This window comes from Gordonia sp. 135, assembly GCF_009720185.1.
In the GTDB taxonomy this organism is placed as follows: Bacteria; Actinomycetota; Actinomycetes; order Mycobacteriales; family Mycobacteriaceae; genus Gordonia; species Gordonia alkanivorans.
In genome coordinates, this window is sequence record NZ_CP046257.1 from 3,477,304 (window position 1) to 3,502,142 (window position 24,839).

A 24,839-nucleotide genomic window follows, 5' to 3' on the forward strand; every position below is an offset into this window, starting at 1 on the left:
CGCGGAGCTCAGTTCAGCGGGTTGGTCCCGTTCGCCAGGATCCACACGGCGACGGCTGCACCGATGCCGACGATCAGCCACACGAACGACCCGACGAAGGGTCGGCGTGCCCAGCCGCGCGGGTAGTCCAGTGAGTACAGGCCCGGCCCGGTGAGGATGACCGCGGCCGCGGTGGCCGCAAGGAACAGCTCGTACTCCGCTCCCTGTGCGGCGGCGAAGAACTCGAAGCCGCCGGCCGCGGAAACCCGGTACGCCGCGGCGACGAGCATCGTGCCGAGGATGGCCGAGGCGCCGATCGGGGTGAGGAGGCCGAGGATGACCATGAGCCCGCCGACCGTCTCCGCGAGTGCGCCGACGATGGCGAGGATCTGCGCATAGTCGGCGTTGAATCCGCCGTCGACGAGCATCTGCTCGAAACCGCTGAGGCGCGGCCCGTTCCACAGTCCGAACAGCTTCTGCAGTCCGTGCGCGCCGACGAAACCGCCGAGCGCGATGCGCAGCAGCAACAGGCCGAGGTCGAGGGTGCCGCGTCGGGACTTCGCGAGCGCGTCTTCGAGGTCGTCGTCGGCGACCGATTTGGTTTCGTACTCGTCCTCGGGAGTCCGGTTCCGGCGACGACCGAACAGGCTCCTGCGCTCCGGCTCCTCGTCGAGCAGGGCGGTGTCCGCGGCGCTCGAATCGGCCGGGTTCGCGCTGTGGCGGCCGGCGGTGTCGTCTTCGTCGAGGAAGTCGTAGCGAGCGGCGCCGACCGGCGGCAACGCGGGTTCGGGCCGGGTCGCGGTGTCGTCGGCGGGGATGTCGCCGGCGTCGGAACCGGCTGCCGCGCGACGCTCGAATGCGACGGTCGGTTCGACATCGGGCTCCGACGCGTGCGGGGCTTCCGGCGTGCGGGGAGGTTCCGGGGCCTTCGAGGATTCCGGGACGCGCGGGGGTACGGGGAGGGGTGTGGCCGGCGGCTTGTCCGCACTCCCCTTGGTCTGTCGGGTCTCCACGTCGCCGGGGTCGATGTCGTCCAGGTCGTCGACCCGCGCATACGGTGCCGGCCGCCGCGCGTGCCGGTTGTAGAAGTCATCGCGATCGACCTCGGGCCGCGGTGCGGGGGTCGGCGGATGATCCTGGACCGGGATCTGGCCGGTCGGCTCGTCGTAGGGGCTCATCGCGGGCGGGCTCGACGTATCGGGCTCCCTGGCGCTCGGCGTGTCGCGTTCGCTCACAAGCCCGACTCTAGAGGCTCGCGGGGTGCGGTCCCCGCACCCCGGCGGGGTGTCGGCACACCATTACTGTGGACGCCATGTGGAAGGGGCGGCCGACAGGCCGAATGCTGGTGGCCGTTCTGGCGGTGATCGCGCTCACCGTGGGCGGCTGCGCGAACTTCACCGAACAGGACCGTCAGCGGGAGGCCGGCGCGTTCAGTCCCAACAACCGTCCGAGCGGTCAGGCCGAGCCGACGCCGCCGCCGGAGACGCCGCGGGACACCCAGCCACCGCCCACCGGTCCGTGCGTCGACCCCGACCCCGCGGTGATCGCGACCTGCCTCGCGTCGACGGGCGGGGTGATGCCCGGTGACGAGCAGGGCGAGGTCACGGTGGTCGCCGAACGCACCACCGGAAAGATCATCACCACCAAGCGTTATGGCCCCGAACGGGTCCTCGGTCAGGCACCCGTCGACGCCTCGGGCGACGGCGGACTCATCGATTTCGCCTTCTCCCCCACCTACTCCCAGGACCGTCTGATATACGCACTGATCACGACGCCGTCGGACAACCGGATCGTGCGGCTGGCCCCCGACGATGTGCCGAAGCCGATCCTGACCGGAATCCCCAAGGGCGCCACCGGGAACATGGGCTCGATGTATTTCCGCACGCCCACCGAACTCGTGGTGGCCACGGGCGACGCCGGGAACCCCGCGGCCGCCGACGACCCGTCGTCGCTGGCCGGAAAGCTGTTGCTGGTGACCTCGTTCACCTCGGGTGTCAGTCCGCGCCCGCGAATCCTGGCCTCCGGCTTCGGATCATCGGTCGCACTGTGCCCCAACGAGTCCTCCGGCACCATCTATGTCGCCGACCAGACGGCGACCGAGGACCGTGTGCAGGTCATCGAAGAGGGCGGCCCCAAGGTCCTGTGGACGTGGCCCGACAAGCCGCAGATCGCCGGATGCGGTGTCGCGGGCGGCAGCATCTTCGTCTCGACGACCCGCACCCAGCGCATCGAGGGCATCCGCGAACCCACCCTCGAGGACCCGACGATCACGCCGCCGGTCGTCGCGCTCGAGAAGCGCTACGGCGCGCTCGGCCGAATGGCGGCCCTGCCCAACGGACTCCTGCAGGTGGCCACGGTCAACAAGCAGGCCGGCAATCCGAAGCCGACCGACGACCGCGTGTTCCGCTTCCTCCCGCAGGGCGGCGGCAACGACCGGACCTGACCGGGCGCCACCGCTCCCTGAGCGCTGATGACCGGCGAACCTCATCTCGACTCGCAGACTTCGATCGAAGTCTGCCGGTGGAGCTGACGTCTGCCGGTCGTCGCTGTCGCTCCTCACGCCTCGCAGCGGAGGTGGCGTCTACGAGCAGGCGGCGAGGACGAGTTCCTTGACGCGCGCCGGGTCGGCCTGTCCGCGGGTGGCCTTCATGACGTCGCCGACGATCTTGCCTGCGGCCTGGACCTTGCCGCCGCGGATCTTCTCGGCGATGTCGGGGTTGGCGGCGAGTGCGTCGTCGACGGCCTTCTGCAGTGCGGAGTCGTCGCGGACGACCTCGAGGCCGCGGTCGGCGACGATCTGCTTCGGCTCGCCCTCACCGTCGAGCACCGCGGTGGCGACCTGCTGGGCGAGCTTGGTGGTCAGCTTGCCCTCGTCGACGAGTCCGATGATCTCGGCGACCTGCGCCGGCGTGATGGCGAGACCGTCGAGTTCGACGCCCCGCGAATTGGCCTGCTGCGCAAGGAACGACACCCACCAGCCGCGGGCGGCCTCGGGTGAGGCACCGGCGTCGACGGTGGCGATGATCAGGTCTACGGCGCCGACGTTGACCAGGTCGCGCATGACCTCGTCGGAGACACCCCACTCCTCCTGGATGCGGGCACGGCGCAGCCACGGCAGCTCGGGCAGGGTGGCGCGCAGCTCTTCGATCCACGCCGCATCCGGCTGCACCGGAGGCAGATCGGGCTCCGGGAAGTAGCGGTAGTCCTCGGCGGTCTCCTTGCGACGACCGGCCGACGTGGTGCCGTCGGTCTCGTGGAAGTGGCGGGTCTCCTGCACGATCTCGCCACCGGCCTGCAGGATCGCTGCCTGACGGCGCATCTCGTAGCGGACGGCGATCTCGACGCTCTTGAGCGAGTTGACGTTCTTGGTCTCGGTACGGGTCCCGAACTCGCTCGCGCCCTTGGCCATCAGGGACAGGTTCACGTCGCAGCGCATCGAGCCCTGGTCCATTCGCACGTCCGACACGTCGAGGGACTTGAGCAGGTCGCGCAGCGCGGTCACGTACGCGCGTGCGACCTCGGGAGCACGGTCCCCCGCACCGACGATGGGTCGGGTGACGATCTCGACGAGCGGGACGCCTGCGCGGTTGTAGTCGAGCAGCGAGTGGCTCGCACCGTGGATACGACCGGTGGCGCCGCCGATGTGCAGCGACTTGCCGGTGTCCTCCTCCATGTGTGCGCGCTCGATCTCGACGCGCCACGTGGTGCCGTCGGCGAGCAGGACATCGAGGTAGCCGTCGTATGAGGTGGGCTCGTCGTACTGCGAGATCTGGTAGTTCTTCGGCTGGTCCGGGTAGAAGTAGTTCTTCCGCGCGAACTTGCTCGACGGCCGGATCGAGCAGTTCAGTGCCAGGCCGATGCGGATCGCGGACTCGACGGCCTTGGCGTTGGCGACCGGCAGCGAACCGGGCAGGCCGATGCACACCGGGCACACCTGGGTATTGGGCTCGGCGCCGAAGTCGGTCTGGCATCCGCAGAACATCTTGGTCGCGGTACCCAGCTCGACGTGCACCTCGAGGCCCATCACCGGATCGAAAGCGGCGATGACCTCGTCGTACTCCAACAGTTCGACGGCGGCGGAAGTCATGGCTGCCAGTTTATGCGGCGATATCCCAGGGGAACGTTCAGGGTGATCACCGATGCCGGGAACGGGTCGACGGACCTACCGTCGTAGACATCAGTTCACCGACCCACATCACCTCGATCAGCAGGGAGACCCCGATGACCACCGCACAGCCCGCTTCGTCCGCCCCGCGACTGACGCGCTCCCGTTCGAACGCCTGGCTGGGTGGCGTCTGCGGCGGCATCGCCGAACGCTGGGGCTGGGACCCGACCCTGGTCCGCGTCCTGTTCGTGCTGTCGATGCTGCTCCCCGGCCCGCAGGTCCTGATCTACCTCGCGCTGTGGATCATCATCCCGCGCGAACCGGCGGCAGTCGTGCCGGTCTAGCCGAAGATGACCCGGATCTCCTTGTACTGATCCAGCGGGACGGTCTTGAGCTCGCCGAGCGCCTCGTCGAAGGTGATCCGGTCGATCCGGGTGCCGTGGAGGGCGACCATCTGACCCCAGCCCTTCTCGGCGACCAGGTCGGCGGTCGCCATACCCATGCGGGTGGCGAGGACGCGGTCGTAGGCCGACGGCACGCCGCCGCGCTGGATGTGGCCGAGCACGGTGGCCCGCGTCTCGATGCCGGTGCGCTCCTCGATGAGCGGGGCCAGCACCTCGCCGACGCCGCCGAGCCGCGGACGGTTGAAGCCGTCGAGGCCCTTGGTGGAGTACGCCTCCGTCATCTCGGGGAGTTTGAACCCCTCGGCGACGACGACCATCGGCGAACGGCCGCGGGCCTTGACGCTGGTCACCCAGGCGCAGATCTGGTCGAGACTCTCGGGGTTCTCCGGGATGAGGATCACGTGCGCACCGCCGGCGATACCCGAGTGCAGCGCGATCCAGCCGGCGTGGCGGCCCATGACCTCGAGCACCATGCATCGCTTGTGCGAGTTGCCGGTGGTGCGCAGGCGGTCGATGGCCTCGGTCGCGATCTCGACGGCGGTGTTGAACCCGAACGTGTAGTCGGTGGCGTCGATGTCGTTGTCGATGGTCTTGGGCACGCCGACGATGTTGATGCCGTCGTCGAACAGACGCTTCGACGCCGCGGCCGTGCCGTCGCCGCCGATCGCGATGACCCCGTCGATACCGAGGTTCTTGAGCACCTTCTTGATGGTGTCGGGCCCACCGTCGGGTTCGGTGTAGGGCCCGAAGCGGCTCGTGCCGAGAATCGTGCCGCCCTCGTGCGACAGGCCGCGGACCGTGGAGCGGTTCAGCTCCATGATGTCGCCGTAGACGAGACCGGCCCAGCCGTCCTTGAAGCCGACGAACTCGTGACCGTAGACGGTTTCACCCTTGAGCACCGCACCGCGGATGACGGCGTTCAGACCGGGGCAGTCACCACCGGAGGTGAGAATGCCGAATCTCTTGGCCATGTGGTGAGACCCTCCCTCTCGAACGCGACGAACACACCCAATCTAGTGCGCGGGTGTCCTCCCCGCTGAGCACGAATTCACTTGATGCCGTTCTCGTAGGCGAAGACGACCGCCTGAGCGCGGTCCCGCAGCCGGAGCTTGCCCAGCAGACTACTCACGTGGGTCTTGACGGTTTGCTCGGTGACGAAGAGGTCGGCGCCGATCTCGGCGTTCGACTTGCCGTCGGCCACCAGGTCGAGAACCTCCCGCTCCCGCGGCGTGAGATGTTCCAGCGCCGGGTTCCGGGCGGGGCGTCGACGTCGGGCGGTCACCTCGGTGATGAGCCGCTTGGTGATCGACTGCGCGAGCAGGGCCTCACCGGCGGCGACCACCCGCACCGCGCGCACGAGCTCGTCGGCCGGGGCATCCTTGAGCAGGAACCCCGACGCGCCGATCCGCAACGCCTCGTAGACGTAGTCGTCGATGTCGAAGGTGGTGAGCATCAGCACGCGGGTCGGCGGCTCCAGCCCGGCCAACAGGATCTGCTCGGCGGCCCACAGTCCGTCCTTGCGCGGCATCCGCACATCCATCAGGACGACGTCGGGCCGCACCCGCTTGCACACCTCGACCGCCTCCACGCCGTCGGCGGCGTCGCCGAGCACGGACAGGTCGGACTGAGCGGCGAGGAGGGCCGAGAAGCCTTGTCGGACCATCGCCTGGTCGTCGGCGATGACGACGGTGATCGGGCGGGAGCTGCCCTGTGCTTGTAGCGGTTCCGCGTTGATCGGCACGCCTGACACGCTACTGGTCGGAGGCCGGTGAGGGGACCTTCGGCGTCGTTACGGACCGGGCCGCGTCGGGCAGGATGCCGTCCCGTGGCGGTGTCGCCGGGATACGCGCGCGCACCGCGAACCCGCCCTCGACCGTCGGTGCCGCGAGGAGCGAACCGCCCACTGCCTGAGCACGTTCGAGCATTCCGGGGATGCCGACGCCGTTACCGCCGATCCCGAGGGGCGCCGCCGTCGGAGCCGAGTTGACCACGGCCACCTCGACCGTGCCGCGTTCCCCCGGGGTGACGCTCACCAGGGTGCGGCTGCCCGGCGCGTGCCGGGTGGCGTTGGCGAGCGACTCCTGGACGATCCGGTAGATGACGAGTGCTGCCGACTCACCGACCATCTCATCGTCGACCTCCCGGTTCACGGTGACCTCGGAGCCGGCCCGACGGGTCTCGGCGACGAGCGATTCGACCTGCGCCAGTCCCGGATTGGGGGCCGCGACGGTCTCGGCACCCTCGATCCGCAACACCCCGAGCAGCTGCCGCACCTCGTCGAGCGAGGTCCGGGCGGCGTCGGCGATGGCGTCGAATTCGGCTGCCGCAGCGGGTGAGACGTCGTCGATCCGGTACCGCGCGGTCTGCGACATGACGACGACCATCGACATCCGGTGAGCCACCACGTCGTGCAGGTCGCGGGCGATGCGTGCACGCTCCTGCAACACTGCGGATTCCGCCTCCGCCTCCTCGGTCTGTTTCGTGCGCACGGCGAGTTGCCGTCGTGACGCCATCAGTCCGCGGAGCAGTGTCACGACCACCGCGAGCACCGAGATCCCGACGATCCACGCCGGGTGAACCGCATAGGCGACGACGAGGGAGGTCGTCAGCCACACCACCGGTATCCACCGCAACTGGCAGCGGAGCATGACCATGAAGGTCAGCACGAGCAACTCGATGAAGTGAGTGACCTGGATGGTCAGCTCCCACCCGCTGTGCGTCGGCACGATCAAGCCGATGACCTGAGCCGAGACCACCGAGATCGCCCAGCCGACCAGTGGCGCCGACCAGGCGAGCGCGATCGGCAGTGCCGCGAACGCCGCGACAAGAGGCAGTAGGAAGACCGGCACGGCATGCGTGACGGGCAGCGTCGGCCAGGCGATCGAGTACATGATCAAGGCGACGACGAAGAAGAACCAGTTGACCCGTTTGGAGAAGTAGGCACGCACCGCGGGGTCCTGGGCGACGGGCGCGGTGGACGCCCAGTCAACGAAGTCGCCGCCGGCCGCGCGCAGATGCTTGCGTAAACCGAACATGAGGTTCACCCTAGGCCCGGTGAGGACCGGCAGTCCTCATACTTTCGGGGGAGATGCACTCGTTCCCGAGTAGTGTCCGCACTCCGGATCCCCGCCCCGACCGGTGAGCGGGAACCGCCCGTCGGAGCGATGTGGCCAGGCGGTTGCGCTCCCTAGCGTCAATGCCCATGAACCCTCCAGGTCCACTGCGGAAATGTCCTTCGGCCAACACTTCTCAACTCACCGATCATGCCGGTCGCACACGCCCACGACGTCCGCACCGCTGGCTGGTCGCCGCACTGACACTGACCTTTCTCCTTGCCGGACAGTGGATGTCGACGGCGCACGCGGTCGCCGGTGACGTCATTTCGACCATGGGTGTGGTCGTCCCCGACCCGGAGGACGCCGACAACCCGTACGCCGCCGCCGTCGTGGCGCTGACGGGGCCTGCCCCGGCCACGACGATGGGCGTCCTGCCCGCGACCTTCGACGTGCACATGGGTTACACGCCGGCCGTCGTGGCGGGTGTGCCCAGCGACCCGAACGGCGACTGCTCCTCCCCGGTACCGCTCCCCGACCGGTTCACACCGCTCTGCCGCACACATGATCTCGGTTACGACCTGCTGCGCGCGGCGGCCACCGACGGTCGTCCACTGGGCTCGTGGGCGCGGTTCGCCCTGGACCGCATGCTGATCGACGCGATGCAGCGCTCGTGCAGCAACCCGGCGTGCGACGCCGCGGCACGCGTCGCCCGGATCGGCTTGTCCTGGAACACCTGGCGTCAGTTCGGCGGACCGCCGACCCGGCACGAATCGATCCCGCAACTGGTGTCCACCACGGTCGAACGCGCACTCGTCGACCGGCACCCCCGCACCGGGACCACCACCGAGGAGCTCTCGTGATGGCCTCGCCCGCACCAACGTCGGCGCACACCGGGCGACACCTGCCTCACCCTGTCCTCGTGATCAGCGTCGTCGTCGCATATCTCGTCGCCCTCCACCCTGGCACACTTCCGCGCGATGCGATGACGACCACGGTCGTGACGACCGGCGTCACGGCACTGGGCGCGGTCATCGGAATGCTGTTGGCGCGATGGGTATCCCGACGCCACGGGCAACCGGATGGGCAGACACGACGCGACGTCCTCGGTGTCGGCGTGCTGGTCGCGGCCGGCGGTGCGGGACTGGCAGTGTGGTGGCAGAACCTGATCCGTGCTGCCGTCGGTGCACTGCCGGTCGGCCCCGACTGGTGGGCGGGCGCCACGCTCGCACCCGTCGCGGTCGTTGCCGCAACCGTGGTCGTCCCTCGTGTCACCGCGGTCATCGCGGCGGCGGCGGTCGCGCTCACCGCGGGCCTCCTCACCCCAGCCTCTGCGGGTGCCGACGAAGGACAACCGCTGCCGCGTACCGTCTCCGAATCCGGGACACTGCTGCGCGGGGAGCTCTCGGCACCGGAATTCGAGCGTCCGGCAACACGATTGGTGAAGACGTGGCTGGGCGCCGACGGACTGTCGGCGCGGGCGGTGATCGTGGCCGTCCCCACCGGATCGGGCTGGGTCGACCCGGCCGCGGTCACCGGCTTCGTCGACCGCTTCGGCGCCGACGTCCGAATCCTGGTGCTCCCCTACGCCGACGTCCCGTCGTGGCAGGCGTTCATCTCCGACGACGCCGCGGCGACGGAGTCGTCGATCGCGCTGGTTCGCGAGGTCGCGGAGGTGTTGCAGGGCCGACCCGCTGGTGACCGGCCCCTGCTGGTGCTCTACGGCCAGAGCCTGGGCGCGGTCGGCGCCGACGCCGCCCGCACCTGGCTCGAGGACCGCCACCCGGGACTGCTCGCCGAGACCGTGCTGACCGCACCGCCCGCCGAGACGGTGGCCGCGGAGTCGGACTCACCGCGGGTCGTCGTGGCCAATCGCACCGATCCGGTGATCCGGTGGTCGCTCAGCTCGCTGTGGCGTCCCGCGACGACGCCGGACGGGACCGTACTCGGCGGACCGAGGGTGCCCCAGGTCCCCTGGCTGCCGGTGATCAGCTTCCTGCAGACCAGCGTCGACCTGCTGGCCGCACTCGACGGGCCCACCGGCGTCGGACACCGCTACGGGGTGGAGCAGGCGCATTGGGTTACCGGCCTGCCGCGATGACCTCAGATGATCGCGCCGCGAGCCGCCTCATACGACGCGCCGACGCGGTAGAGCCGATCGTCGGCGAGGGCGGGCGCCATGATCTGCAGGCCGACGGGCATGCCGTCGTCCTCGGACAGACCCGACGGCACCGACATCGAGCCGATCCCGGCCAGGTTCACCGGCAGTGTGCAGAGGTCGAACAGGTACATCGCCAGCGGGTCGTCGACCTTCTCCCCGATCGGGAAGGCGGTGGTCGGCGTGGTCGGCGAGATCAGCACGTCGACCTTCTCGAAGGCGTTGGTGAAGTCGCGCGAGATCAGGGTGCGGACCTTCTGTGCCTGACCGTAGTAGGCGTCGTAGTAACCCGACGACAGCGCATAGGTGCCGATCATGATGCGGCGCTTGACCTCTGGTCCGAACCCGGCCTCGCGGGACAGTGCCATCACCTCGTCGGCCGAATGCGAACCGTCGTCGCCGACACGCAGGCCGTATCGCATGGCGTCGAAGCGTGCGAGGTTCGACGACACCTCCGAGGGGAGGATCAGGTAGTAGGCGCCGAGCGCGTAGGTGAAGTGCGGGCAGCTGACCTCGACGACCTCGGCGCCGCGCTCGGTGAGGAGCTTGACGGCCTGGTGGAACGAGTCGAGCACGCCCGACTGGTAGCCCTCGCCCTGCAGTTCGGTGACGACGCCGATCTTGACACCCTTGAGGTCCTGCTCGGCACCTTCGCGGGCGGCGGCGACCACGTCGGGCACCGGGACGTTGATCGACGTCGAGTCGCGCGGGTCGTGCCCGGCGATGACCTCGTGCAGCATCGCGGTGTCGAGAACTGTACGACCACACGGGCCACCCTGGTCCAGCGACGACGCACAGGCGACGAGTCCGTAGCGCGAGACGGTTCCGTAGGTGGGTTTGACGCCGACGGTCGCGGTGACCGCGGCCGGCTGACGGATGGAGCCACCGGTGTCGGTGCCGATCGCCAGCGGCGCCTCGTACGCGGCCAGTGCCGCGGCGCTGCCACCACCCGAGCCACCCGGGATCTTGGTGGGGTCCCACGGGTTTCGGGTCAGCTGGTAGGCGGAGTTCTCGGTCGAGCTGCCCATGGCGAACTCGTCCATGTTGGTCTTGCCCAGGATCGGGATGCCCGCGGCGCGGAGACGTTCGGTGACCGCGGCGTCGTAGGGCGGCACCCATCCCTCGAGGATCTTGGAACCGCACGTGGTGGGGGCGTCGGTGGTGGTGAAGACGTCCTTGAGCGCGATGGGCACACCGGCGAGCGACGACACCGCGTCGCCCGAGGCGATCGCATCGTCGGCAGCCTTGGCGGCGACGAGCGCCTCGGCGCCGCTGACATGCAGGAAGGCACCGAGCTCACCGTCGACCTCGGCGATGCGATCGAGGTGTGCCTGCGTGACCTCCACCGAACTGACCTCGCGGGTCGCGATCTTGGTGGCGAGTTCGGCGGCGGACAGACCGGTCAGGTCACCGGCGGGACGAGGCGCTGCGGCGTGCGACGCGGGGCTCACTGCTCTTCTCCCAGGATCTGCGGAACGGCGAAACGGTCCTGCTCGACGGCCGGCGCACCGGACAGCGCGGCGTCGGTGCTCAGACCGGGCACGACGACGTCGGGGCGCAGCACGTTGGCGAGCTCGGCCGGATGGGCGGTGCCGGGCACGTCGTCGGCAGCCACCTCGGACACCGATGCGACGTGGGTCAGGATGGAGTCCAGCTGCTTGGCGTAGACATCGAGTTCGTCCTCGCTCAGCGCCAGTCGCGACAATCGCGCCAGGTGCGCGACCTCTTCTCGCGATATGGACTTCGGTTCGCCAGCCACCGTCATCGCCCTTTCTCACCATCACTTGCTCGGGAATGAATGCCCACCGCGGCGCCTTCGCGACGCAGATGTGCCTCTCCAGCCTATGGGAACGCGCCGATCCGACTCACTTCAGCCACCGTTTGCACGCCCGGGCTCGGTCCGCCCCTCCCCGGCGGTGCGCGCCCGACCCTCACGAGTGCGAGAATGGCCCACGTGTCTTACCTGTTGCGCGTCTACCTCGAGGACCGTCCCGGCAGTCTCGGCGTGCTCGCCGTGCAACTCGGTTCGGTCGGTGCAGACATCCTGTCTCTCGAGGTGGTCGAACGCGGCAACGGTTACGCCGTCGACGACCTCGTCGTCGAGGTCCCGCCGGGCTCACTGCCCGACAGCCTGATCACGGCCGCCGAGAAGGTCAACGGCGTCCGGGTGGATTCCATCCGCCCGTACTCCGGTGTGCTCGACACCCATCGTGAACTCGAACTCGTCGACCAGGTCGCCACCGCCAAGCGCAACGACCGGCTCCAGGTCCTCGTCGACAACGCCCCGCGCGTACTGCGGGTGTCGTGGGCGATGGTCATCACCAAGGCCAGCGGCGGCGTACTGCAGCTGTTCGGTTCCTCCGGGGCGCCGGAAACCCCGCTCACCCGGGCCGACTGGCTCCCGCTGGAGCATGCGGCACAGCTCGACGCGGAGGGCGACTGGGTACCGGATGCCTGGCAGGACATGGACACCCGACTCGCCGCGGCGCCCATCGGCTCCAACGACAAGGCGGTCCTGCTCGGCCGCATCGGCGGACCCGATTTTCGGCCATCCGAGGTCGCCCGGCTCGGCTACCTGGCAGGCATCGTCAGTACGGTGTTGCGCGCCGACGGATAGCGCGATGATGGAGCCATGACCTCCATCACGCTCGTGCAGGGAGACATCACCCTTCAGTCGGTCGACGCGATCGTCAACGCCGCCAATTCGACGCTGCTCGGCGGCGGCGGGGTCGACGGGGCCATCCACCGTCGCGGGGGTCCCGCGATTCTCGCCGAGTGCAAGGACCTCCGGGCCGGTCGCTACAAGCGCGGTCTACCGGTCGGCGAGGCGGTCGCCACCACTGCGGGCGATCTGGACGCACGCTGGGTCATCCACACCGTCGGGCCGGTGCACTCTTACGACGAGGACCGTTCCGAGTTCCTGATCTCCTGCTATCGCGAATCTCTGCGTGTCGCAGACGAATTGGGTGCATCGACGATCGCCTTCCCGGCCATCTCGACCGGCGTCTACGGCTGGCCGATGGACGACGGCGCACGCCGGGCGGTCGACACGGTCCGGTCCGCCGACACCATGATGACGGAGATCCGGTTCGTGTTGTTCGACCCGCGGGCATATCGCGCCTTCGACAAGGCGCTGAACGGTTGACGCTGCCTGCTCTTCGTGGCAGTGCTACCAAGCGAACGCATCACCGATCTGCCGGCCGCGTCTGGCGGTGACCCCGTCTACTCAGGACTGCCGGTCTCCAGCAGTCGCTTGAACGCGTCCTCGTCGAGTACCGGGACGCCGAGTTGTTCGGCCTTGTCGGCCTTGCTTCCCGGCGAATCGCCGACGACCACGTAGTCGGTCTTCTTCGACACCGAACCCGACGCCTTGCCCCCGCGCTGCAGGATCGCCTCTTTGGCGCCGTCACGGGAGAAGTCCACCAGCGATCCGGTCACGACGATGGTCTTGCCCTCGAGCGTTCGCGCGATCGACTCGTCACGCTCGTCCTTCATCAAAACGCCTGCCGCACGCCACTTCTCGACGATCTCGCGATGCCAGTCGACGGTGAACCAGTCGTGGATCGATTGTGCGAGGGTCATGCCGAGGCCCTCGACGTCGGCCAGTTGTTCGACGTCGGCGGATTCGATGGCCTCCAGCGAGCCGAACTCGGTGGCCAGCGCGCGCGCGGCAGTGGGACCGACATGGCGGATCGACAGACCCACCAGCACCCGCCACAGCGCGACGTCCTTGGCCTTGTCGAGGTTGGCCAGCAAACGGTTTCCGTTCGCCGACAGCGCGCCGGCCTTCGTCGTGAACAGATCGGTGCGGGCGAGATCGTCGGCGGTGATGGAGAACAGGTCTCCTTCGTTGCGGATCACCTTGGCCGACAGCAGCGCGGTCGCCGCCTCGTAGCCGAGCGCCTCGATGTCGAAAGAGCCGCGCCCGGCGAGGTGAAAGAGCCGCTCCCGCAACTGTGCCGGGCAACTCTCCTGATTCGGGCACCGGACGTCGACGTCGGATTCCTTCTCCGGACGTAACGGCGTACCGCATTCCGGGCAGCGCTCGGGCATCTCGAACTCGACCTCGGAGCCGTCGCGCAGGTCGACGACCGGTCCGAGGACCTCGGGGATCACGTCGCCGGCCTTGCGAATGGTCACGGTGTCGCCGATGAGGACGCCCTTGCGCTTGACCTCCGAGCCGTTGTGCAGGGTGGCCCGGGAGACGGTCGAGCCGGCGACGAGGACTGGTTCGAGCACCGCGAACGGTGTGACGCGACCGGTGCGTCCGACGCCGACCTGGATGTCGCGCAGCTTGGTGGTGGCCTCCTCCGGTGGGTACTTGTAGGCGATCGCCCATCGCGGTGCACGCGAGGTGGAACCGAGGCGGCGCTGCAGGGTGAAGTCGTCGACCTTGACCACGATGCCGTCGATCTCGTGCTCGACGTCGTGACGGTGCTCGCCCCAGTAGGAGATCTTCTCGAGGATCTCGGCAGCGCCCGAAGCCTTGGTGGTGTGCGTCGACACCGGTAGCCCCCATGCACCGAGCGCGAGATACGCATCATGCAGCGACTCCGGCCGCCAGCCCTCGGTGTGACCGATACCGTGACAGATCATCCGCAGTTTGCGACGAGCCGTGACCTGCGGGTTCTTCTGACGCAGCGAACCGGCCGCCGAATTGCGGGGATTGGCGAACGGCGGCTTGCCGTCGGCCACCAGGGACGCGTTGAGCGCCTCGAAATCCTCCCCCCGGAAGAAGACCTCGCCGCGCACCTCGAGGACGTCCGGGATCGGGTACTCGTCGGAGGCCGTGAGGCGCTGCGGGATGTCCTCGATGGTGCGGGCGTTGAGGGAGACGTCCTCGCCGGTGCGCCCGTCGCCGCGGGTGACGCCGCGTTCCAAGACACCGTTGCGATACACCAGCGCCAGCGCGACGCCGTCGATCTTGAGTTCGCAGAGGAACTCGGCCTCGGCGCTGGCGTCGGAGTTGACCCGCTCGACCCAGGAGGTCATCTCCTCGTAGTCGAAGACGTTGTCCAGCGACATCATCCGCTCGAGATGGTCGACCGGGGAGAATGCGGTCGAGAAACCACCGCCGACGAGCTTGGTCGGCGAATCGGGGGTGGCGAGCTCGGGATGGCGCTCCTCGAGATCCTGCAGGCGGCGCAGCAGCTCGTCGAACTCGCCGTCGGTGATGACCGGCGCATCCTTCACGTAGTAACGGAACTGATGGTCGCGGATCTCCTCGGCGAGAGCCGCCCACTCTTCGCGCAGGTCTGCCTCGGGTCCCGACTGCTCGATGGCCCCCGACTCCGTTGTTTCTGCCACGTCCCGAGGGTATCGGAGTGCTCGGACAGGCTCGCCTCTCTGCTCCCTGAGGAGCCCGGAGCCTGCGGAGGGCGTCTCGAAGGGTCAGCCGTCGAGCTTGGCCAGGGACCGTTTCGGCGCGACGTGCCGGTAGCTGGCATCGAGGAGTTCGGCGACCTCGTCCCACTCCGTGTCACCGTCGAGGATCAGTCCGAGCCACCCGTAGGGGCCGTAGTAGGCGGGTACGTAGAACCGCGGGTCCTCTTCGAGCGCGGGTTTCTCCGCCTCGTCGGGAATGAACAGGATCGACTGGTCGTGACGGACCTTGCCACCCTTGAGACCGCCGCCGTAGTTGGCGAACATCTAGCCGCACCGGAACGTCGGGCGGCCGTGTGCGACGACCTCGGTGGCGTCGAGAAGCGCGAGGGCGATCTCGCGGACGCGACCCAGGATCGGGTCGGCGTCGTCGAACATGATCGGATGCGGCCCCTCGCAGGATAGTTCCGCCGGACGCGAAATCTCGTCCCCCTCAGTGACTGTCGAGGGCAACTTGCCCTCGGGTGCCTGTCACGGGGACGAGAATCCGGGGGTATGTGTGGGTCTGAGTCTTCCGAGCACCTCGCCGCCGGTCACGGGAGAGTCTCGGGGCATGCCCTCAAATCCACAGAACCTCAGCCGTCGAGCTTGGCCAGGGAGCGCTTCGGCGCGACCTGCCGGTAGCTCGCGTCGAGGAGTTCGGCGACCTCGTCCCAGTCGGTGGTGTCCTCGAGGATCAGGCCCAGCCAGCCGTAGGGGCCGTAGTAGGCGGGCACGAAGAACCGCGGGTCCTCCTCAAGGGCCGGTTTCTCCGACTCGTCGGGAATGAACAGGATCGACTGGTCATAGCGGACCTTGCCACCCTTGAGGCCGCCGCCGTAGTTGGCGAACATCTTGCCGCACCGGAACGTCGGGCGACCGTGCGCGACGACCTCGGTGGCGTCGGGCAGCGCGAGCGCGATCTCGCGGACGCGACCCAGGATCGGGTCCGCGTCGTCGAACATGATCGGATGCGGCACCCTCGCAGGATAGTTCCGGCAGGCGGCGTTCCGCAGAGCTTCCAGGGCACCGGCTCCAGGAGGTCAGAGCGCGGTCGGGTCGGTGCCGAGCAGCTGACCCGCTTCGGCGGTCACCGCGAGAGCCTTTTTCGCCCAGCTCTCCGACGCCCCGGCGAGACCGCAGGTCGGTGTGACGATAACATTCTCGGACAACACTTTTCGGCTGAGGCCGATGCGATCGGTGATGGCGGCGAGGTCGGTCGCGACGGTGTCGGCGTTCACCGGTCGCTTCGGCGCGGTGGACGGGATTCGGCCGGCCACGAGGATGTCCCCGCGGTCGATGAGCATCCCGATGCCGTCGAGGTCGGCGTCGGTGGGTGCGGTGACGTCGATCGAGTACGCCACGCCCCGAAGGTGTTCGAGGAGGTCCCAGCGGGGCCGGTTGCAGTCGTGGAGCACCACCGGCGCGTCGACGTGTTCGATGAGTTCGGTGAGGGCCCGCGCCGCCTCGACGGCGGGGACCGCCCGGATCGGGTCGAACCGGGTGAGGGGCTTGACGGTTCCGTCGATGACTCGACCGATCATCGGCTCGTCGATCTGGACGACGACCTGTGCGCCGAGGCGGCGCTTGATCTCGCCGACGTGTTCACGGAGCCCTTCGGCAGTCGACGCGACGATGTCGCGGACCGCTCCCGGATCCTTCAGCACGCGATGGCCGTTCGGCAGTTCTACAGAAGCCGAGGTGGTGAACGGACCGGCGACCTGGACCTTGAACGGACGCCCGGTACCGACGAATCCCGCTGTCTCCCATAGCTCCTCGACGACGTCGAGATCCTCCTTGAGGAAGTCGCGGGCGCGGCGGGTCAGTTGCGATTCCCGTTGCGCCAGACGGTATCCCCAGGTCGCGGTGTCCATCGGGAGGTCCACGAGGATCGCGGCCATCCGGCCGATCAGATCCGAACCCGCCCCGCGACCGGGGAGTTCGACGAGGTGTGCGAGGTCGAGCTCACCGTTGACCACGGCGGCCGCCGCGCGCGGATCGGTGCCGGGCATCGAGCCCACGCCGGTTCCGACACCGGTGGGCAGGCCTGGTGTGGTCACCGAGTCGCGACGGCGGTCGGCTGCGACGAGGTGGACGCGATCCGCCCGCATCCCACGACCTGGTCGCCGTGCTCCGCGTCCGGCAGGTACAGCACGGCGGCCTGACCGCGTGCGACGCCGGTCAGCGGTTCGTGCAGGGCGATGTCGATCGCGGGTTCGCCGGCGACGATGGTCGGGGTCGCGGTGACGGGTGCGAGCCCGCCGTGTGCACGCACCTGGACCACGGCCTCGAACGGCTCGTCGGGGGTGATGCCCGACGTCCACACCGCACGGGTCGCGGTGATGCCCCAGACCTGCAGGTCCTCGGCGGTGCCGACCGTGACGGTGCCCGACGCCGGGTCGATCTCGGTGACGTAGCGCGGCTTGCCGTCGGCTGCGGGCGCATCGATGCCGAGGCCCTTGCGCTGTCCGATGGTGAAGCCGTGGACTCCTTCGTGGTCGGCGAGGCGCTCGCCGGAGGAGGCGTCGACGACCGCGCCCGGACGGATGCCGATCTTGGCACCGAGGAAGGCGCGGGTGTCGCCGCTGGGGATGAAGCAGATGTCGTGCGAGTCGGGCTTGTCGGCCACCGCGAGACCGCGGCGTGCCGCCTCCGCCCGGATCTCGGCCTTCGGGGTGTCACCGATCGGGAACAGCGCGCGGGACAGCTGCTCGCGCGTCAGGACGGCCAGCACGTAGGACTGGTCCTTGTCGTGGTCGACGGCGCGACGCAGCTCGCCGTCGACGAGCTGCGCATAGTGACCGGTGGCGAGGGCGTCGAAGCCGAGGGCGATCGCCTTGTCGGCGAGCGCGGCGAACTTGATCTTCTCGTTGCACGTCAGGCAGGGGTTGGGGGTGCGTCCGGCGGCGTAGGCCTCGACGAATTCGTCGATGACGTCGTCCTTGAACCGGTCGGCGAAATCCCAGACGTAGAAAGGGATTCCGAGCACGTCCGCGGCGCGGCGGGCGTCCGAGGCGTCCTCCCGCGAGCAACAGCCGCGCGATCCGGTGCGCAGGGCTCCGGGCGCGGTGGAGAGAGCGAGGTGGACGCCGACGACCTCGTGCCCGGCGTCGACGGCACGTGCCGCCGCGACCGCCGAGTCGACGCCGCCGCTCATTGCTGCGAGTACGCGCATCACGAGACCTTTCCGCCGGGTGCGGAGACGAGGCCGGCGGCGCGAGCTCGATCCACGACCTCGTCGATGACCTGCGCCACCGCGTCGATGTCGGCGTCGGTGGTCGTGTGGGAGAGCGAGAACCGCAGCGACGACCGGGCGTCGGCCATGTCGAGCCCCATCGCGAGCAGCACATGGCTGGCCTGCGCGACACCCGCCGTGCAGGCGGAACCGGTGGAGCATTCGATGCCCTTGGCGTCGAGCAGCATGAGCAGAGAGTCGCCCTCGCAGCCGATGAAGGAGACGTGGACGTTTCCCGGAAGCCGTGCATCTGGTGCGGCGCCGTTGCGTACCGCCCCTTCGACACCGAGCAGGGTCTCGGAGAGCCGCGACGCCAGGGCGCGCACGCGGGCGGTGTTCTCCTCCAGGTGTTCGACGCACCAGGTCAGCGCGGCGGCCATGCCGGCGGCGCCGGCGACATCCTGGGTTCCCGACCGCACGTCCCGTTCGTGGCCGCCGCCGTGCTGCAGCGGGACGCAGGCGACCTCGCGGCCGAGCAGCAGCGCGCCGACGCCCTGCGGACCGCCGAACTTGTGGGCGGCGAGGCTCAGCGCGGACAGTCCGCTGGCGGCGAAGTCGACCGGCAGGTGGCCGACGGCCTGGATGGCATCGGAGTGCACCGGTACGCCGAACTCGGCTCCGAGCGCGGCGATCTCGGCGATGGGCTGGATGGAACCCACCTCGTTGTTGGCCCACATGACCGAGATGAGGGCCGTCTGGTCGGCGTTTGCCTCGAGTTCGGCCCGGAGCTCGGCGGGTGAGACCACGCCGTCGGCGCCGACCGGCAGCACCACGAGTTCTGCGCCGGCGTCGGCCGCGAGCCACTGGGCGGGATCGAGGACCGCGTGGTGCTCCACCGCCGACACGATGATGCGGCGACGCTGCTCATCGGCGCGGCGACGGGCCCAGTAGATGCCCTTGATCGCGAGGTTGTCCGATTCGGTGCCGCCGCCGGTGAAGATGACCTCCGACGGACGTGCACCGACGGCCGCGGCGATCGCCTCGCGCGCCTCCTCGAGGCGGCGTCGGGCGGTTCGGCCGGAACCGTGCAGTGACGAGGCGTTGCCCGGGGCACCGAAGACAGCGGTCATCGCCTCGACGGCTTCGGGCAGCATCTGCGTCGAAGCGGCGTGGTCGAGGTAGACGGATGTGCGCGGCGGCACTCGGGTTGACAGGGGCATCGCTAGCAAGGATAAACGCGCGGCGGACGTCGACAAATTCCGCGACTTGTGAGCGCTGTGTGCACGCGCTGGTCATCGGGCGCCCGACCACCCGACCAGACCCCGCGGCCGCCTTCTCGGACGTCTCAGACGCGTTCGAGGTAGAAGTACAGGTGCCGTCCGTCGATGACGCCGCCCTTGCCGTTCATGATGCCCATGACGGTGGTGTCGTCGACGCGCTTGAAGTGATCGATGACCGGCTGGCCGTCGTAGACCATCGACGCGGTGATCTCCCCGCGGAACTCGACCGCCCACAGGCTCGCCTCACCCTTGCCGAGCTTGACGTTGGAGAACAGCTTGCCGTTCTCGTCACGGCAGACCAGCGGCTGCACATCGCTGCGCGAGGTGAAGGTCTTGCCGAACCAGTTGGCCTTCGCCAGCATCCCGTTGATGGCGTGGCCGGTGGTGAACTCACCGCCCTTCCAGGCGCCGAGCATCTCCTCGGGACGCAGCGTCGCCAGTCCTGCCCACACGGTGTCGAGGACCGCGTCGTCGACGAGCCCTTCCGCTTCCCGCAGTTCGAAGAACTTGGCGCGGGCCGCTTCTCGGGTCAGGGTGGACGTCATCGTCGGACTCCTTCGACATACGGCGATCTCCTCGGCCGCGTGCGCGGCCGCTTGCGAAGGAACCTATATCAGAGAACGTTCGATGTCACTTTCCGCGGCGCTCAACACACGCTCGCAACGCCGGGCCAGTTCGCGACGGTCGGCGCCCGGCACCTCGGCGTGTTCGAGGCGGACGACCACCGTCAGTCCGCGGGCCCGCAGCACCCGGCGCAAGGTGTCGAGCGGTGAGTCGTCGCCGATGAAGCTCGGGGCCGTCGCGGCACGCCCGTCGGGCCCGAGGAACCGTAGGCGAACCGGGAACACCGGCACCCCGGCGTCGACCGCCGCCTGGAAGAACGCGGGCCGGAACGCACCGCCGGTCCGGCCGCAGAAGGTTGTCCCCTCCGGGAACACGATCACCGACGATCCGGTTGCCAGGCGCGCGGAGACCTCACCCACTGCCGCCGGGAGTCCGCGCAGCGTCCCACGGTCTACCGCGATCACCCCGAACCGGCGCGCGAGCCCGGCCACCACCGGCATGTCGACGACGTCGGACTTCGCCACCACCGGTGCCGGGCTGACGAGAGCCAGCGCGAGGACGTCGAGAAAGGAGATGTGGTTGGCGACGATGAGTCCGGTTGCGCGCGGATCCCTCCGCCGGTCGTCGACGACGACCCTGATGCCGAGCGCGGCGAGCAGCGGACCCGCGGCCCGCGCACGCAGGGCTCGTCGGGGCCGCCTCCGGAGCCGCGCCATCGTCCCGTCGGCAATGGGTGTCGCGACGATCCAGCCGGCGATCGCGGCCAGACGACACAACCGCCCACCGGTGACCACGGCGTCGGCTGCCCGCCTCTCGGCCCGCGGACCGAGGCAGGCATGCCCGCAGGTGCTCACCGGGAACCACGGGTGACGCTCCACCGGCATGATGGTCACCGCGGTCAGGCCCCTGCCGAGCCGAGACGCTGGGCACTCGATCGCAGGCGGTCGAGATAGCGCCGGTTGGCGCCCTCCCGGTCGATGAGGGTGAGGAAGTCCGCGACATCGAAGACGTCGTCGACGGCGGGCTCACCACAGATACGGGCGCCCATCCGCAGGTATCCGCGCATCAGGGGCGGCATCCCGATGGTGTCCGACGGCGTGATGTCGTCGAGGAGCCGCCCACCGATGCGTGCTGGCGTCAGCGGGGTGACTCGTCGATCGGCGTCGGCATATTCCTCGCGCAGGCGGTCGCGGACGGCGCGCAGCACGGACCCGGGCATCCACTCCCCCGGGCTGTGCAGCGGCACCGACACGCAACCCATCAGGTACCGGTAGCCCGCGAGATCCATGTATTGCAGCAGGGCCGCCCACATGAGGGCGGTGACCGATCCGTCACGATGCCTGCCGTCCACGCAGGCGCGCCCCAGTTCGACTGTCTCGGAGAAGATGTCGGCCAATCGACTCAGGTCGAACTCGGTGGATGAGTACCAGCCGCCGGCGGCGATCGCACGCGGAGGTGCCAGCAGCCGTGCGCACCCGATGACGCCGTGGTCGTCGTGCCGCACGACGAGGTGCTCACAGAACTCGTCGAACCGGTCGGCGTCGCAGCCGGTGGTCGCGTCGCCGATACGGTCGGAGAAGCCGGGCTCATCGGCGAAGACCCGGTAGCGAAGTCGTTGGGCGGCAAGGATGTCGGCCGCGTCGTCGGACACCAGCACCCGCACGGGTCCGGCGGTCAGCAGGGTGGCCGAGACGGCGGAATCGGTTGCCGCGGCGGTGGCGATGGACTGTAGAGCGTTCATGCCCCGTATGAAAGCCACCGCCGGCGTCGCCACGACCACGGCCGCGTGACGTGTCGGGGCGATCCGGATGAACACGTGCCGCTCCGGCGACCTCGGGTGAACGGGCCGCGAACGCACGGTGGCCCCCGACGCGAACGTCAGGGGCCACCGGGGTACTGCGTGATCTACCGGATCACTTGCGCTTCTTGACCTCTTCGGTCAGCTGCGGGGCGACGTTGAACAGGTCGCCCACGATGCCGTAGTCGGCGATCTCGAAGATCGGCGCCTCTTCGTCCTTGTTGACGGCGACGATGGTCTTCGAGGTCTGCATGCCGGCGCGGTGCTGGATGGCGCCCGAGATGCCCAGGGCGACATAGAGCTGCGGCGACACCGTCTTACCGGTCTGACCGACCTGGAACTGACCCGGGTAGTAGCCGGAGTCGACGGCGGCGCGCGAGGCGCCGACAGCGGCACCGAGCGCGTCGGCGAGCTCCTCGACGACCGAGAACTTCTCGGCGCTACCGACACCGCGACCACCGGAGACGACGATCGACGCCTCGGTGAGCTCGGGACGGTCGCCACCGATGTTCGGCTCGACCTTGGTGATCTTGACGGCGTTCTCGGCAGCTGCCGGGACCTCGACGTCGACACGCTCGCCGGCACCGGCCTGCGGAGCGGCCTCGACGCCACCGGGGCGGATCGAGATCACCGGGGTGTCGCCCTTGGCCTGCGCCTCGACGGTGAACGCGCCACCGAAGATCGAGTGGATGCCCACGCCGCCTTCCTTGACGTCGACGACGTCGGCGAGCACACCCGAGCCGAGACGCACGGCGAGACGACCGGCGATCTCCTTGCCGTCGGCGGTGGCCGCGACCAGGACCGCTGCCGGAGCAGCGCTCTCGGCGATCGAGGACAGCACATCGACCTGCGGGTTGATCAGGTAGCCGGCCGCGTCGTCGGACTCGGCGACGTAGACCTTCTCGGCGCCGGCTTCCTTGAGGCCGTCGATGATCGCGTCGGCCGAACCGGGCTTGCCGACGACGACAGCCGACGGGGTACCGAGAGCGCGGGCGGCGGTGATGAGCTCGCTGGTGACCTTCTTCAGGGCGCCTTCGGCGTCCTGCTCCACGAGCACGAGTACTTCTGCCATGTTGGTTTTCTCCTGAATGTCTGGGGTTCGCCGGATGGACTGGTGGGGAAGATCAGATGATCTTCTGGCCGACCAGGTACTCGGCGACCTTCGTGCCGCCGTCGCCTTCGTCGGTGACGCGCTCGCCCGCGGTCTTCGGCGGCTTCGGGGTGGAGGAGTTCACGACGCTGCCGGCGTTCTCCAGGCCCACGTCGGTCGGCTCGACGTCGATCTCGGCCAGCGAGACGACGGTGACTTCCTTCTTCTTCGCGGCCATGATGCCCTTGAAGGACGGGAAGCGGGGCTCGTTGATCTTCTCGTTGACCGAGACGATCGCCGGGAGCTGTGCCTCGACGTGGAAGATGCCCTCGTCGGTCTCGCGCTCGCCCTTGAGGGTCTCGCCCTCGAGGGTCAGCTTGCGCAGGTGGGTCAGGTGCGGGAGCTCGAGGTACTCGGCGATCATGGCCGGGATCGCGCCGACGCGGCCGTCGGTGGCCTCGTTGCCGGCGATGACGAGTTCGACGCCCTCGACGGTGCCCAGTGCGCGGGCCAGGACGTAGGCGGTCTGGACCGCGTCCGAGCCGTGGAGCTGGTCGTCCTTGATGTGGATCGCCTTGTCGGCGCCCATCGACAGAGCCTTGCGGATGGCGTCGGTGGCGCGGTCGGGACCCGCAGTCAGGATGGTGACCTCACCGCCGTCGGCTTCCTTGATCTTCAGCGCTTCCTCGACGGCGCGCTCGTTGATCTCGTCCAGAACCGCGTCAGCTGCCTCGCGGTCCAAGGTGTAGTCGTCGTCGGACAACTTGCGCTCGGACCACGTGTCGGGAACCTGCTTGATCAGTACGACAATGTTTGTCATTGGTCTACGTCGACCTCCTGCGTCGGGTTCGGCAACTTACCGGCGGGTAAGGCCATGGGTCTCCACCACTTTAGCGTCTCCTATGTTCTCACTAAACATTGACTACCTCACACTTTGGACCGGCGTCGTACCTGGACAGGGAACCCTGCAGCGATCACGCACGATCGCTCGGTCGGTCGCGCCGCCGGGACGAACCGGGAGGCCGCGACCCCATGCCCTACGCTCTTGCAGATGACTGACGCAGACCTCGGTTCTCCGCCGACGGCCGGGATGACCGGTCTGGAGTCCCTCGACGCCGACCAACAGCTGGCGCTGACCGGTGAACGGACGGTTCCGGGCATCCCCGCGGAGAACTACTGGTTCCGCCGCCACGAGATCGCCTACCGCCACATCCTCGACCGCTGCCGGGGACGCGAGATCCTGGAAGCCGGATCCGGCGAGGGCTACGGGGCCGCGATGATCGCCGACGCCGGGGCGTCGTCGGTGGTCTGCGTCGATTACGACACCTCGGCGGTCGAACACACCCGTCGCCGCTACCCCGGGCTCGTCGTGCACCAGGGCAATCTGATCGATCTTCCGCTGGCCGACGCCTCGGTGGATCTCGTGGTGAACTTCCAGGTGATCGAACACCTCTGGGACCAGGCCGCATTCATCGCCGAATGCCGACGCGTGCTGCGTCCGGGCGGCGAGCTGCTGATCTCGACGCCCAACCGGATCACCTTCTCCCCCGGCCGCGACACCCCTCTCAACCCGTTCCACACCCGTGAGCTGAACGCCGCCGAACTCACCGCACTGATCGTCGAGGGCGGGTTCGCCCTCGACGCGATGCTCGGCGTGCACCACGGACCGCGGCTGACCGCGCTCGACGAGAAGTGGGGCGGATCGCTGATCGACGCCCAGATCGAGCGTGCCCTCGCCGGCGAACCGTGGCCGGCCGACCTGGTCGACGACGTCGCCGGGGTGGCCGCCGAGGACTTCGCCGTGCTCGACGCGCGCGACTCCGACATCGATGCCTCGCTCGACCTGTTCGCGGTGGCGACCCGGGCCTGAGC

General features: G+C 68.9%; 24 protein-coding genes and 1 pseudogene. 7 read left to right on the top strand and 18 right to left on the bottom strand.

What is annotated here, in order from left to right; all coding sequences use genetic code 11:
• Window positions 1–8: 8 nt before the first annotated feature.
• Entirely contained in the window at window positions 9–1,214 is a 1,206-nt protein-coding gene (locus tag GKZ92_RS15770) for a DoxX family protein (RefSeq protein WP_230461814.1), read from the bottom strand.
• Between the two features lie 104 nt (window positions 1,215–1,318).
• Between GKZ92_RS15770 and GKZ92_RS15775 the strand changes: the two genes are divergently transcribed.
• The gene (locus GKZ92_RS15775) at window positions 1,319–2,422 is read left to right on the top strand and encodes a PQQ-dependent sugar dehydrogenase (RefSeq protein WP_006359389.1); all 1,104 of its coding nucleotides are present in this window, start codon (window positions 1,319–1,321) and stop codon (window positions 2,420–2,422) included.
• Window positions 2,423–2,560: 138 nt separating this feature from the next.
• On the opposite strand, the gene gatB is transcribed toward GKZ92_RS15775, so the two are convergent.
• Entirely contained in the window at window positions 2,561–4,066 is a 1,506-nt protein-coding gene (gatB, locus tag GKZ92_RS15780) for an Asp-tRNA(Asn)/Glu-tRNA(Gln) amidotransferase subunit GatB (RefSeq protein WP_006359390.1), read from the bottom strand.
• Between the two features lie 134 nt (window positions 4,067–4,200).
• Between gatB and GKZ92_RS15785 the strand changes: the two genes are divergently transcribed.
• Complete coding sequence (locus GKZ92_RS15785) at window positions 4,201–4,428, top strand: PspC domain-containing protein (RefSeq protein ID WP_005197003.1); 228 nt, start codon at window positions 4,201–4,203, stop codon at window positions 4,426–4,428.
• On the opposite strand, the gene GKZ92_RS15790 is transcribed toward GKZ92_RS15785, so the two are convergent.
• The 3 genes from GKZ92_RS15790 to GKZ92_RS15800 all read right to left on the bottom strand — a co-directional run bounded on the left by GKZ92_RS15790 (window position 4,425) and on the right by GKZ92_RS15800 (window position 7,523).
• On the bottom strand, window positions 4,425–5,459 hold the full coding sequence (locus tag GKZ92_RS15790) for a 6-phosphofructokinase (RefSeq protein ID WP_155225409.1): 1,035 nt from the start codon (window positions 5,457–5,459) through the stop codon (window positions 4,425–4,427). The genes GKZ92_RS15785 and GKZ92_RS15790 overlap by 4 nt on opposite strands.
• A 77-nt stretch (window positions 5,460–5,536) precedes the next feature.
• Window positions 5,537–6,229 carry a response regulator gene (locus GKZ92_RS15795; protein WP_075863867.1) on the bottom strand — a complete coding sequence of 231 codons (693 nt, stop codon included), beginning with the start codon at window positions 6,227–6,229 and terminating at the stop codon, window positions 5,537–5,539.
• Window positions 6,230–6,239: 10 nt separating this feature from the next.
• The gene (locus GKZ92_RS15800) at window positions 6,240–7,523 is read right to left on the bottom strand and encodes a sensor histidine kinase (RefSeq protein ID WP_075863868.1); all 1,284 of its coding nucleotides are present in this window, start codon (window positions 7,521–7,523) and stop codon (window positions 6,240–6,242) included.
• 167 nt (window positions 7,524–7,690) lie between these two features.
• Between GKZ92_RS15800 and GKZ92_RS15805 the strand changes: the two genes are divergently transcribed.
• Complete coding sequence (locus GKZ92_RS15805; protein WP_230461815.1) at window positions 7,691–8,404, top strand: hypothetical protein; 714 nt, start codon at window positions 7,691–7,693, stop codon at window positions 8,402–8,404.
• A gap of 59 nt (window positions 8,405–8,463) precedes the next feature.
• A complete protein-coding gene (locus GKZ92_RS15810) occupies window positions 8,464–9,642 on the top strand; it encodes an alpha/beta-hydrolase family protein (protein ID WP_308218282.1) in 1,179 nt (392 codons plus the stop codon).
• Window positions 9,643–9,644: 2 nt separating this feature from the next.
• Here GKZ92_RS15810 and gatA read toward each other — a convergent pair whose 3' ends face one another.
• Window positions 9,645–11,150, bottom strand: a complete 1,506-nt coding sequence (gene gatA, locus GKZ92_RS15815; protein ID WP_035751243.1) for an Asp-tRNA(Asn)/Glu-tRNA(Gln) amidotransferase subunit GatA — start codon at window positions 11,148–11,150, stop codon at window positions 9,645–9,647.
• Window positions 11,147–11,458 (bottom strand): Asp-tRNA(Asn)/Glu-tRNA(Gln) amidotransferase subunit GatC, encoded by a 312-nt coding sequence (gatC, locus tag GKZ92_RS15820; protein ID WP_006438859.1) that lies wholly within the window; start codon window positions 11,456–11,458, stop codon window positions 11,147–11,149. Before gatC ends, gatA begins: the two co-directional genes overlap by 4 nt.
• 186 nt (window positions 11,459–11,644) lie before the next feature.
• Between gatC and GKZ92_RS15825 the strand changes: the two genes are divergently transcribed.
• Both GKZ92_RS15825 and GKZ92_RS15830 read left to right on the top strand, forming a co-directional pair.
• Window positions 11,645–12,316, top strand: a complete 672-nt coding sequence (locus GKZ92_RS15825; protein ID WP_006359399.1) for a hypothetical protein — start codon at window positions 11,645–11,647, stop codon at window positions 12,314–12,316.
• A 15-nt stretch (window positions 12,317–12,331) separates the two neighbouring features.
• Window positions 12,332–12,844, top strand: a complete 513-nt coding sequence (locus GKZ92_RS15830; protein WP_035751242.1) for an O-acetyl-ADP-ribose deacetylase — start codon at window positions 12,332–12,334, stop codon at window positions 12,842–12,844.
• Between the two features lie 77 nt (window positions 12,845–12,921).
• On the opposite strand, the gene ligA is transcribed toward GKZ92_RS15830, so the two are convergent.
• The 11 genes and pseudogenes from ligA to GKZ92_RS15885 form a co-directional block, all read right to left on the bottom strand.
• On the bottom strand, window positions 12,922–15,006 hold the full coding sequence (gene ligA / locus GKZ92_RS15835) for an NAD-dependent DNA ligase LigA (RefSeq protein WP_035751241.1): 2,085 nt from the start codon (window positions 15,004–15,006) through the stop codon (window positions 12,922–12,924).
• Window positions 15,007–15,090: 84 nt separating this feature from the next.
• A pseudogene (locus tag GKZ92_RS15840) lies at window positions 15,091–15,459 on the bottom strand (MmcQ/YjbR family DNA-binding protein).
• A gap of 197 nt (window positions 15,460–15,656) precedes the next feature.
• Window positions 15,657–16,040 (bottom strand): MmcQ/YjbR family DNA-binding protein, encoded by a 384-nt coding sequence (locus GKZ92_RS15845; RefSeq protein WP_006359403.1) that lies wholly within the window; start codon window positions 16,038–16,040, stop codon window positions 15,657–15,659.
• 63 nt (window positions 16,041–16,103) lie between these two features.
• The gene (locus GKZ92_RS15850) at window positions 16,104–17,171 is read right to left on the bottom strand and encodes a hypothetical protein (RefSeq protein ID WP_006359404.1); all 1,068 of its coding nucleotides are present in this window, start codon (window positions 17,169–17,171) and stop codon (window positions 16,104–16,106) included.
• Window positions 17,117–18,235 carry a tRNA 2-thiouridine(34) synthase MnmA gene (gene mnmA / locus GKZ92_RS15855; RefSeq protein WP_035751239.1) on the bottom strand — a complete coding sequence of 373 codons (1,119 nt, stop codon included), beginning with the start codon at window positions 18,233–18,235 and terminating at the stop codon, window positions 17,117–17,119. The genes GKZ92_RS15850 and mnmA overlap by 55 nt, the downstream gene beginning before the upstream one ends.
• Window positions 18,235–19,455 carry a cysteine desulfurase family protein gene (locus GKZ92_RS15860; RefSeq protein ID WP_155225411.1) on the bottom strand — a complete coding sequence of 407 codons (1,221 nt, stop codon included), beginning with the start codon at window positions 19,453–19,455 and terminating at the stop codon, window positions 18,235–18,237. The genes mnmA and GKZ92_RS15860 overlap by 1 nt, the downstream gene beginning before the upstream one ends.
• Window positions 19,456–19,580: 125 nt before the next feature.
• Window positions 19,581–20,060 (bottom strand): DUF4334 domain-containing protein, encoded by a 480-nt coding sequence (locus GKZ92_RS15865; RefSeq protein ID WP_006359407.1) that lies wholly within the window; start codon window positions 20,058–20,060, stop codon window positions 19,581–19,583.
• Window positions 20,061–20,123: 63 nt separating this feature from the next.
• Window positions 20,124–20,963 carry a lysophospholipid acyltransferase family protein gene (locus GKZ92_RS15870; protein ID WP_035751361.1) on the bottom strand — a complete coding sequence of 280 codons (840 nt, stop codon included), beginning with the start codon at window positions 20,961–20,963 and terminating at the stop codon, window positions 20,124–20,126.
• 14 nt (window positions 20,964–20,977) lie between these two features.
• Window positions 20,978–21,895 (bottom strand): GNAT family N-acetyltransferase, encoded by a 918-nt coding sequence (locus GKZ92_RS15875; RefSeq protein ID WP_035751236.1) that lies wholly within the window; start codon window positions 21,893–21,895, stop codon window positions 20,978–20,980.
• Window positions 21,896–21,992: 97 nt separating this feature from the next.
• Window positions 21,993–22,949, bottom strand: coding sequence for an electron transfer flavoprotein subunit alpha/FixB family protein (locus GKZ92_RS15880; protein WP_035751235.1), 957 nt, complete (start codon window positions 22,947–22,949; stop codon window positions 21,993–21,995).
• A 52-nt stretch (window positions 22,950–23,001) separates the two neighbouring features.
• The gene (locus GKZ92_RS15885; RefSeq protein ID WP_035751234.1) at window positions 23,002–23,787 is read right to left on the bottom strand and encodes an electron transfer flavoprotein subunit beta/FixA family protein; all 786 of its coding nucleotides are present in this window, start codon (window positions 23,785–23,787) and stop codon (window positions 23,002–23,004) included.
• A 231-nt stretch (window positions 23,788–24,018) separates the two neighbouring features.
• Here GKZ92_RS15885 and GKZ92_RS15890 point away from each other — a divergent pair, with 231 nt between their 5' ends.
• Entirely contained in the window at window positions 24,019–24,837 is an 819-nt protein-coding gene (locus GKZ92_RS15890; RefSeq protein ID WP_035751233.1) for a class I SAM-dependent methyltransferase, read from the top strand.
• Window positions 24,838–24,839: the final 2 nt, after the last annotated feature.

What these genes read in the sequence shown, in the direction of transcription:
- GKZ92_RS15775 (WP_006359389.1), top strand. Translation starts at nt 1,319, where the DNA reads ATGCTGGTGGCCGTTCTGGCGGTGATCGCGCTCACCGTGGGCGGCTGC.
- gatB (WP_006359390.1), bottom strand. Translation starts at nt 4,066, where the DNA reads ATGACTTCCGCCGCCGTCGAACTGTTGGAGTACGACGAGGTCATCGCC.
- GKZ92_RS15785 (WP_005197003.1), top strand. Translation starts at nt 4,201, where the DNA reads ATGACCACCGCACAGCCCGCTTCGTCCGCCCCGCGACTGACGCGCTCC.
- GKZ92_RS15790 (WP_155225409.1), bottom strand. Translation starts at nt 5,459, where the DNA reads ATGGCCAAGAGATTCGGCATTCTCACCTCCGGTGGTGACTGCCCCGGT.
- GKZ92_RS15800 (WP_075863868.1), bottom strand. Translation starts at nt 7,523, where the DNA reads ATGTTCGGTTTACGCAAGCATCTGCGCGCGGCCGGCGGCGACTTCGTT.
- GKZ92_RS15805 (WP_230461815.1), top strand. Translation starts at nt 7,691, where the DNA reads ATGAACCCTCCAGGTCCACTGCGGAAATGTCCTTCGGCCAACACTTCT.
- GKZ92_RS15825 (WP_006359399.1), top strand. Translation starts at nt 11,645, where the DNA reads ATGGCCCACGTGTCTTACCTGTTGCGCGTCTACCTCGAGGACCGTCCC.
- GKZ92_RS15830 (WP_035751242.1), top strand. Translation starts at nt 12,332, where the DNA reads ATGACCTCCATCACGCTCGTGCAGGGAGACATCACCCTTCAGTCGGTC.
- GKZ92_RS15850 (WP_006359404.1), bottom strand. Translation starts at nt 17,171, where the DNA reads ATGCGGGCGGATCGCGTCCACCTCGTCGCAGCCGACCGCCGTCGCGAC.
- mnmA (WP_035751239.1), bottom strand. Translation starts at nt 18,235, where the DNA reads ATGCGCGTACTCGCAGCAATGAGCGGCGGCGTCGACTCGGCGGTCGCG.
- GKZ92_RS15860 (WP_155225411.1), bottom strand. Translation starts at nt 19,455, where the DNA reads ATGCCCCTGTCAACCCGAGTGCCGCCGCGCACATCCGTCTACCTCGAC.
- GKZ92_RS15865 (WP_006359407.1), bottom strand. Translation starts at nt 20,060, where the DNA reads ATGACGTCCACCCTGACCCGAGAAGCGGCCCGCGCCAAGTTCTTCGAA.
- GKZ92_RS15870 (WP_035751361.1), bottom strand. Translation starts at nt 20,963, where the DNA reads ATGCCGGTGGAGCGTCACCCGTGGTTCCCGGTGAGCACCTGCGGGCAT.
- GKZ92_RS15880 (WP_035751235.1), bottom strand. Translation starts at nt 22,949, where the DNA reads ATGGCAGAAGTACTCGTGCTCGTGGAGCAGGACGCCGAAGGCGCCCTG.
- GKZ92_RS15885 (WP_035751234.1), bottom strand. Translation starts at nt 23,787, where the DNA reads ATGACAAACATTGTCGTACTGATCAAGCAGGTTCCCGACACGTGGTCC.
- GKZ92_RS15890 (WP_035751233.1), top strand. Translation starts at nt 24,019, where the DNA reads ATGACTGACGCAGACCTCGGTTCTCCGCCGACGGCCGGGATGACCGGT.